The 8,213-nt window shown below is 58.6% G+C and carries 5 protein-coding genes and 5 pseudogenes; 1 reads left to right on the top strand and 9 read right to left on the bottom strand.

Annotated elements, in window-relative coordinates:
• Window positions 1-255, bottom strand: a pseudogene (locus NKI72_RS33255) (recombinase family protein); the annotation flags it as partial.
• A 119-nt stretch (window positions 256-374) separates the two neighbouring features.
• Between NKI72_RS33255 and NKI72_RS35585 the strand changes: the two are divergent.
• Window positions 375-590, top strand: a pseudogene (locus NKI72_RS35585) (transposase); the annotation flags it as partial.
• A 475-nt stretch (window positions 591-1,065) separates the two neighbouring features.
• On the opposite strand, the pseudogene NKI72_RS33245 reads toward NKI72_RS35585, so the two are convergent.
• The 8 genes and pseudogenes from NKI72_RS33245 to NKI72_RS33210 all read right to left on the bottom strand — a co-directional run.
• Window positions 1,066-1,327: pseudogene (locus NKI72_RS33245) on the bottom strand (IS481 family transposase); the annotation flags it as partial.
• Between the two features lie 255 nt (window positions 1,328-1,582).
• On the bottom strand, window positions 1,583-2,584 hold the full coding sequence (locus NKI72_RS33240; protein WP_352757239.1) for an ABC transporter ATP-binding protein: 1,002 nt from the start codon (window positions 2,582-2,584) through the stop codon (window positions 1,583-1,585).
• A complete protein-coding gene (locus NKI72_RS33235) occupies window positions 2,577-3,590 on the bottom strand; it encodes an ABC transporter ATP-binding protein (RefSeq protein ID WP_352757237.1) in 1,014 nt (337 codons plus the stop codon). The genes NKI72_RS33240 and NKI72_RS33235 overlap by 8 nt, the downstream gene beginning before the upstream one ends.
• Window positions 3,587-4,519: an ABC transporter permease gene (locus tag NKI72_RS33230; RefSeq protein WP_352757235.1), complete on the bottom strand. Its 933-nt coding sequence runs from the start codon at window positions 4,517-4,519 to the stop codon at window positions 3,587-3,589. The genes NKI72_RS33235 and NKI72_RS33230 overlap by 4 nt, the downstream gene beginning before the upstream one ends.
• Window positions 4,516-5,520, bottom strand: a complete 1,005-nt coding sequence (locus NKI72_RS33225; protein WP_352757233.1) for an ABC transporter permease — start codon at window positions 5,518-5,520, stop codon at window positions 4,516-4,518. The genes NKI72_RS33230 and NKI72_RS33225 overlap by 4 nt, the downstream gene beginning before the upstream one ends.
• 1 nt (window position 5,521) lies before the next feature.
• A complete protein-coding gene (locus NKI72_RS33220; protein ID WP_352757231.1) occupies window positions 5,522-7,192 on the bottom strand; it encodes an ABC transporter substrate-binding protein in 1,671 nt (556 codons plus the stop codon).
• 514 nt (window positions 7,193-7,706) lie between these two features.
• Window positions 7,707-7,836 (bottom strand): annotated as a pseudogene (locus NKI72_RS33215) (ATP-binding cassette domain-containing protein); the annotation flags it as partial.
• Window positions 7,837-7,994: 158 nt separating this feature from the next.
• A pseudogene (locus tag NKI72_RS33210) lies at window positions 7,995-8,213 on the bottom strand (ABC transporter substrate-binding protein); the annotation flags it as partial.

The following is an 8,213-nucleotide window of genomic DNA, read 5'->3' as shown; positions in this document are numbered from 1 at the left end:
GAGGATGCCAGCAATCAGATCATCATTGGCGATGAGCACCAGTTGGCGGACGGCCGCGATGATATCGCCGGACGTGCTGTTGCGCTGTCCACGGCGCCGCTTCGGCAGGCGCAGTTCAGTATGGACGCCGCCAACCCAATGGATCAGAAGAACGATCTCTGACGCTTCGTCATCGATATCGGCGACCACCTCCCGGATGACGGTGCGAACGATGCGCTTCTTGAGCCTTGCATCCGTCGTCGGCGCCGCCCACACAGCCTTGAGATCGGCGGCGAGCGCGGCGACGTGTATTGGCGACAGAAGTGATGGCTCCGATGTCGAGGCATCATGCGCGGCAATCCTGCTCTCGATCTCGCCGACACGCGTCAGCGTTCGTCAGGGCTGCTGGCGCAAGGCTCTTTTTCCTGCCGCCCTACAGCCCAGACCTCAATCCAATCGAGAAGCTGTTCGCTAAGCTCAAGCACTGCATGCGACGTGCCGCCAAACGAAGTGTTGAGGCCCGTACACAACGCCATCGCCAACACCCTTGACGACGTCACCCCAAACGAAGCAACAACTACATCGAAAGCGCAGGCTACAAGTCAACCTAAATGCGAAACGCTCTAAGCGATCTGACCCAAGAATGATAGTGTTCCGACGGTCAATCAGAAGCATGAGAGGCGCGCAAAAACAAATCGTGAGCAGGAGTTTAAACACATTCTTCGAATTAGCGCGCTTGTAACATTGCCTAGTAACAAGAGGTACGCCTTCTGGTCGACATGCTAACTGATATGGGGCTCGAAACCAGCCTGGTACCGACGGCGGGGTATCCATGGTTGTGGCGCGATGGGAAAAGGCCCCAGGTAAGGCCAGTGTTGCTTTACGGGCATCACGACGTGCAACCGGCCGACCCTATCGACAACGCGAAGGGCGGCTCTTTGCCCGTGGTGCCGGCGATAACAAGGGCCAGCATTTCGCACAGATCATGGCTATTGAGTCGCACTTGAAGATGCATGGCATGTTGCCGATTTCGTGCGTGCCAACAAGGATATCCTAAAGGCTGACCTGGCCGTCACTGCCGATGGTCGTCGGCTGCAGTGCATAGAGGCAGTCATCGAGCGGCGGCAGAGTGTAGCGCCGGAAGGCGACGATGATCGCCTCTTCCGTCGATCGCGGTTCCAAGGGCCGGTCGGCCGATCGGCGACCGAGATCTGCTTCTTCCACTTCGCGACGGTCTTATGGTTGATCCCGTCGCGCTGGCCAGCGTCCTCAGGCTCTCTTGACTATGCTGTGTCGCTCGACGGATCGCCTCTGTCGTCGTGGCGCTCCCATGCAGAACCTGCCCCATAGCGCATCCTTTGATTCGGATGACAAGATGCCCATTAAAGTCTGGATCAAATATCTAGCACCATCCCCTCGACAACGCATTTGAACTCCAACACATTGTCTAGAGGAGACGATTTCTCGACATTCGCGGAAGATGTGCGTGGCGCCTTCGGAGCTCCGGACATTCACTGATCATTCTTCGCGCATCGGCAAACAGGCACATCGAGGTGGATTATCCACTGGTGCTGAGTGGGTCTGATAAGCACCGAGTGAGCCTCTACTCAGTGAGCCAGCACGCAGATCGGTGTTGCGGCCCAACTTCGACGGCTGGCGGTTCCTCTTCTTTGCAGTGGTCAAAGGCCAGGGGGCAACGCGGATGGAAACGACAGCCCCTCGGCACGTTCGCGGCGCTTGGAACCTCGCCTTGGAGGGTCGGCAACTCGCTGCGAGCTGCATCGCCGCCAATCTGCGGCGTGGAGTTGCGCAGCGCGACGGTATAGGGATGACGAGGGTTGAACGTGATCTCGTCAGCGCTGCCGATCTCGACCAACCGCCCAAGATACAAGACCGCAATCCGGTCGGCGATCAGCCAGGCAAGCGGGAGGTCATGGGTGATGAACAGCAGAGCCATATTGTGCTTGTCGCGCAGGTCGACAAGGACCTGAAGAATCTGCGCGCGTATCGAAACATCGAGCATCGAGACAGGTTCATCGGCGACGATGAGCTCCGGCTTCACGGCAAGCGCTCCGGCAATCACGACCCGCTGCCGCTGCCCTCCAGACAGCTCGTGCGGGAAGCGGGCGAAGAAATCATCGGGAGGATTGAGGCCGGCCGCCGCAAGCGCTTCGCGTATCCGCTCTGTGAGTTGGGTGCGGTTCTCGACTAGCCGCAGTGACCGCAACGGCTCCGCCACAACATCGAACACGGTGTGTCGCGGATTGAGCGCCTGATAGGCGTCTTGGAAAATCATTTGCACGCGATGCCGGTAAGACCGCAAAGTCGAGAAGCCTTGCACTGACGTCATATCGCGGTCGTCGAACAGCAACCTGCCGCCTGTTGGCTGGGCAAGCTTGGTAATGACGCGGCCCACCGTTGTCTTGCCGCTTCCCGATTCTCCGACCAGCGCTACGATCTCGCCGCGCCTAACGGTGAGGTCGATTCCGTCGACGGCGCGCACGGCACCGGCAGGTCGGCCCAGTACACGGTCGAACAGTCCGCCATGGATCGGGAAATGGACCTTCAGGTTCTCCAGACGCAGGATGTCGGCGGTGTCAGGCATGAGATGCGACCTTGTCTTCTTCCGTCAAGGACCGGTGAAGGTGACAGGCGACACGTCTCCCCCCGAAGAACTTATCAAGGCTCGGGACTTCAGTCGCGCAAACCCCCATAGCCGACGGGCAACGTGGATGAAAGGCGCAGCCTGACGGTCGGTTCATCAAGTTAGGGGGATCACCGGGGATGGGTCGAATCATCCGTTTGCCCTTCACTGGGTTCGGGATCGATTCGATCAGCAGCCGGGTATAGGGGTGCTTGGGTTCGGCGAAGATATCGGCGACAGTACCATCCTCGACGATGCGGCCGGCGTACATGATCATCACGCGATCACAAGACTCAGCCACCACGGATAAGTCGTGGGTAATCAAAATCAGGGCGAGGTTGAGTTGTGATCGCAACTCACCTAGCAGCTTAAGGATCTGCGCCTGCGTAATGACGTCCAGGGCCGTGGTGGGCTCATCGCCAATGATGATCGAGGGGCGACATGCGAGCGCCATCGCAATCATCACCCTTTGACGCATACCGCCTGACAATTCGTGGGGATAGGCGGTGCCGCGATCTGCTGGAATGCCGACGAGTTCGAGTAGCTCCCTTGCCCGCGCGATCGCCTCGCCACGCGACCTGCCGAGCTTCAGCATACATGGCTCGGCGATTTGCTTGATGATGCGGTGAAGGGGATTAAGCGCATTCATCGCGCCCTGGAAGACAACGGACGTTTCGCTCCAGCGATGTGGGCGCATCGCAACATCATCCTGGATTGGCAGTCGATTGCCGCGATAGCGCACCTGGCCCCCGCTGACCTGCGCGTTGGGCGATAGCAGCCCTGCGATCGCCATTGCGGTCGTTGTCTTGCCACTGCCCGATTCTCCGACGAGTGCAACTGCCTCCCCAGCTCGGACCCTGAAGCTCACATCATCGAGCGCACGCAATGAAACGCTCTTGAGGCGATAGTCGACAGAGAGCCCCTCCACATCGAGAAGCGACGTCGTGCCTTGAGAGGATTCTGTCATGGAATCACCCTTCGGCGCGGATTAAAGATGTCGTCGAGCGCATTGCCAATCAGGACGAAGCTAAGCGAAACCGTGAGCACGCACAGCCCAGGTGCGCCGAGATACCACCAGGCCCCAGCGCTGGCGGCGCCGGCACGCTGCGCGAAGGACAGCAGCGTGCCCCATGAGGGCTGGAACGGATCACCGAGCCCGAGAAATGAGAGAGCAGTTTCGGTATAGATCGCACCGGCGACCACCAGGGCACCATTGGCTGCGATTTGCGGCACGAGGTTCGGCAACAGATGGCGCACCATGATGTTGAGATCGCTGGTACCAACAACCTTGGCGCGCTCAACGAATTGCCGTTCTCGCAGTGACAGCGCTTGGCTTCGAATGACGCGTGCAACAAAAGCCCAGCTCGTCAAGCCTATGACCAGAATGATCACGAAAAGAGAAGGACGAAAACCAACGATATCTCCGCCACGCCCAATTACTTCCAAAACCACGGGGGTGATGACAAGAGCCAGCACGAAAGTGGGAAGGACGAAAAAGAAATCCGTCAAGCGCATCAGCCAAACATCGAGCTTCCCACCATAGTAGCCAGATATTATGCCGATTGCAGTTCCGACGATAAGGCTGATCACAGTAGCTACCAGCGCGATCGTAAGCGAGATTCGGGCACCATGAACGACCAGATTGAGGACGTCCCGGCCGACGTCGTCTGTCCCCAGCAGATGCTCCCTTTGGGGCGGAGTGAGGAAATCGCCAGTTGCGGTGGCTGCGGTTTCGAGCGGCCCCACAATAGTATCGGGTGCCGCTGCCAAGATAAGGAAGAACACGAACGCGAATAGGCCGAGCTGAGCCCCGGTGTGAGCAAGAAATTGGCTCAGAAAGTCCTTAATCGCTAGCGCCTTGATGCTCCAGATCGATTGAACAGTACTTTCGCTCATTGCCGGACTCGCGGATCAAGAATGCCGTAGGTCGCGTCGGCGACGATGTTCGCGACAACAATCGACGCGCCGAGCAACAGGAATATACCTTGAAGGACTGGGTAATCGCGTGCGTTGAGCGCCTCGACAGTCAGCCCTCCAATCCCCGGCCAAGCGAATACGGATTCGACGGTGATGGCACCCGCCACTACGTAGCCGAGATTGAGCGTCACCAAAGTGACGACCGGCAGCATCGCGTTGCGGAAGGAATGACGCATCAGCATCTGGCAACCGGTCAGTCCCTTGGCCCGTGCGGTCACCATATAGTCCTCCGTGACAACGTCGCTCATTGCGGCACGAGCGACCAGCACGTATTGCCCGAGAAGACCCAATGCCAACGTGGAGGCCGGAAGAACAAGATGCCGGATGCGGTCGACGAGCCAGTCAAGGGGACCCACGGACGTGAGCGAGGGGGAATAGGCACCATAGCCGGGGAGCCAGCCGAATCCTGTGCTGAAAACCACCACGAGAACCATGCCGAGCCAGAAGCCTGGCGTCGCATAGAGCGCCAGGGAGGCACCCATGGCGACTTGGTCGAAGGCTCTGCCCCGGCGCCAGCCTGCGTATATGCCGAGCATGACTCCGCCAACGATTGCAAATAGTTGAGCCACGCCCACTAGTGCGAGCGTGTCCGGAAGCCGCCCCAAAATCAAATCAGCTACGCGCCTGCCTCTGAATTTGAAGCTATAGCCAAGGTCCCCCTGGAGGGTTGCCGACAAGTAGTCGAGGATCTGGTCCGGGAACAGCGGCCGGTCGAGGCCCCACCGCTGGCGCTGTGCTTCGACCTGCTCAGCGGTCACGGCGTCGCGCGTCCCCGCCAGCAGCAGTTTGGCGGGGTCGCCTGGAATTACTCGAAATAAGATGAAGTTCAGGATCCCCACCATTAGAAGCGTTACGACCGCTCTAAGCAGAATTCGCCCGAGATATCGGCTTGCGCCGCCCCCCTGCCCACCGGGAAGCATCTTAGAGGGCCCTCAGCCGATCGAGCGGAAAATAGCCGCCCGTCGACAGCATGCCGTCCGTGCCCCAGCCCTCGAAACAGTCCTTGCGATGGGCTTCGAGCAGGTAGGGATAACACAGAATGATATACGGTGCTTTGGTGTAAAGAAGGCGTGCCGCCCGATCGACCAACTCATGGATCTTCTTCATATCGACGGTCACTTGGATCTCCGACAGGAGCGTGTCAAATTCCTCATCTGACCAGTATGATGTGTTGTCGACACCGATTTGCTTTCGACCGGCAAAGCGGAGCAGGTTATAAGGAATCACAGATGGCCAGCTGTTGGAAACAATAAGATCCCAGCCTCCGCCGCCGTTCTCCGGCGCTGCCGTACGGGCATCGAGCGAGCCGGAGTCGAGCTGGGTCACCGATACGGGAATGCCAATTTTTCCCAACCAATCTGTGATCAGCTGCACGGCCGCGATTGGTATCTCAAGGTTACCTGACCCCGTCCCGGTGATCAGCTCGAGCTGAAAGCTGTTTCCCTCCTTATCTTCGCGGATGCCGTCGCCGTTCGTGTCCCGATAGCCGGCGGCATTGAGCCGACGCTCCCCCTCGGCGAGATCGAAGTGACGCTTGATGTCGCTAAGGTCCGAGTAGATATCGGCCGCCATCGGCACGATCGCGCCCACTCCAGGGTCGGCCTGCCCACGGAAGGCTCGATCGACAATGGCCTTTTGGTCGATTGCATAACCGATCGCATCACGAAACGCCGGATCCTGCAGCGCCTTGGTGCTGCCTCCCCCCTTTCCGGAGAGAGTGTTGAAGGCCAGGTAATTGCGCTGCTCGGTACGCGATTGACCGACCTGGATGCCTGGATCCTTAGAGAGGTCTGCCCATTGGGCGGTCGTTAGGTGAATGCCATAATCGAGGCCACCGCTCTTCAGACCCTGCGCGATCGAATCGGGCGTGTTGAAGAAGCTGAAAATCATGCCCGCGATCGCCAGCCGCCCCGTGCGGAAATACGGGTTCGGCGTGAGGCGAGCAAATTGACCCTGCTGAAACTCCGAAACGATCATCGGCCCGGTTCCCACCAGCGGTGCGTCGTTGCCGAAGGCGCCACGCGAATCAGCGTATCTGACGTCCTTCCAAATGTGCTCGGGAACGACCATCACCCCCTTCTCGATTGGCCAGCGGGTGGGGACCTTGGTCACGATTTGCAAAGTCTCGTCGTCGGGGGCCGTGATAGAGTCCACGAGATCGAAGCCTCTAGCATTGTTGTAGCCGGAGTTCAGCTCGTCGGGCGTCCCTATGGAGCCGCGCAGATATTGATAGGTGAACGCAGCATCTCTGGCCGTGGCGGGCTGGCCGTCCGACCACTTCATGCCGGGCCAGATTTTAAAGGTCCACGTCAGTTGGTCGTCAGCAACGGACCACTCCTTGGCAAAACCCTTCCGATCGGGGTAGCGCAGGGCGTCCGAGCCGACCAAAAAATCATAAGTGAAGGCCAGCGGCCACCACGAGCTCCAGGTGGCAAAGGGGTTCAGCGTGTCGGGGGCGGCGATTCCGCCCAGACGCACGATGTGATCGTCGCAAGATGAGGCCAAAGCCCTTGAGTTTATTCCGAAGTGCGTAGCCGATCCTGCCAGCAGCGTTTTCACGAGCGTGCGTCGACTGAGTGACCACTTATTCATTCTGTCCTCCCTTCAAGCGCTGGTCACGCCGCAATTCCAGCCCCTCCAGAGCCATAATGCGAAGCTCTTGCCCCACACGTGATCTAGTTGATGACGCGGCGATTTCCTTTTTATTTCTGGGAGTTAGGATTGCGTGGAAGGCTCGAAATTGGCAAATATAAAATCGATATCACGACCATCGAAGGTTTAGATGGCTAATTTCCACCCCGTCTTCCAATAAACATGACAAGTGTACGAGGAGGAGGAGGCGGCACAGCAGACAAACCGCTGGGTCGACTTACAGCGGCAGCTGCGGTGCAGTTCCTCTAAATCAAGTTGGCGGGCCGGTCGGAAAAACGGCCAGACAGAGCCTGGCGGCGTGCAACTTCATTCGGCCTACGCCGTTGCTCTCTTCTTCACTCTACCGGGAAAAAACCGCAATTTTGCTTCTCCCTGATCGACAAGTTACGTCGTGCTTTTTACTTACTCAACTCACCTCTATCTGCCGAAGAATGGGAGAGGTTTAGTGATCCGCGAGGCTCTTGATCTCGCCCTGCATCTGCTCGCGCCCAGATTGCGGTCGAGCGCGCTGAGCGGCTCATCGAGCAGCAGGATCGGCGGATCGGCGATGAGCGCGCGGCAAGCGCCACGCGCTGCTGCTGGCCAAAATTGTTGCTCCCATTTTTGTGATCTTCGTATCTCAGCACATGCGACGCCAGACACAGCGGTTCCGGCGGCGGTCGGTTCATTCCGGCAACACGACTGACGGGGGAATTATAGTAGTCAGTTAGTCGTCTTGCCGCTCCTATAGTTCATAGAGGACTCACTGAAGAACCCACTCGTTCCAGCGCTGAACGAGCCGCTGAATATTCGTCTGGCCGTCTGATCCGACTTCGGCGTACCACCGCCCGTTAACGGGAATGCTGTTCGCCATGTAGTCAGGGTGGCTGGCGAGCTTTCGGGCCACCTTCTCCGGAATCAGCTTGAAGGCATTGAGGTTGGTCGGACCGTAGGGAATGAGCTGGGCAAAGGCCGCCTGGCG

The organism is Mesorhizobium sp. M0437 (genome assembly GCF_040321335.1).
Taxonomy (GTDB): domain Bacteria; phylum Pseudomonadota; class Alphaproteobacteria; order Rhizobiales; family Rhizobiaceae; genus Mesorhizobium.
The sequence above is the reverse complement of the archived record's forward strand: the minus strand, read 5'-3'. Positions and strand labels throughout refer to the sequence as shown.

Bases quoted from the DNA above. Each gene is read 5' to 3' on its own strand.
- NKI72_RS33240 (WP_352757239.1), bottom strand. From the start codon at position 2,584: ATGCCTGACACCGCCGACATCCTGCGTCTGGAGAACCTGAAGGTCCAT.
- NKI72_RS33225 (WP_352757233.1), bottom strand. From the start codon at position 5,520: ATGCTTCCCGGTGGGCAGGGGGGCGGCGCAAGCCGATATCTCGGGCGA.
- NKI72_RS33235 (WP_352757237.1), bottom strand. From the start codon at position 3,590: ATGACAGAATCCTCTCAAGGCACGACGTCGCTTCTCGATGTGGAGGGG.
- NKI72_RS33230 (WP_352757235.1), bottom strand. From the start codon at position 4,519: ATGAGCGAAAGTACTGTTCAATCGATCTGGAGCATCAAGGCGCTAGCG.
- NKI72_RS33220 (WP_352757231.1), bottom strand. From the start codon at position 7,192: ATGAATAAGTGGTCACTCAGTCGACGCACGCTCGTGAAAACGCTGCTG.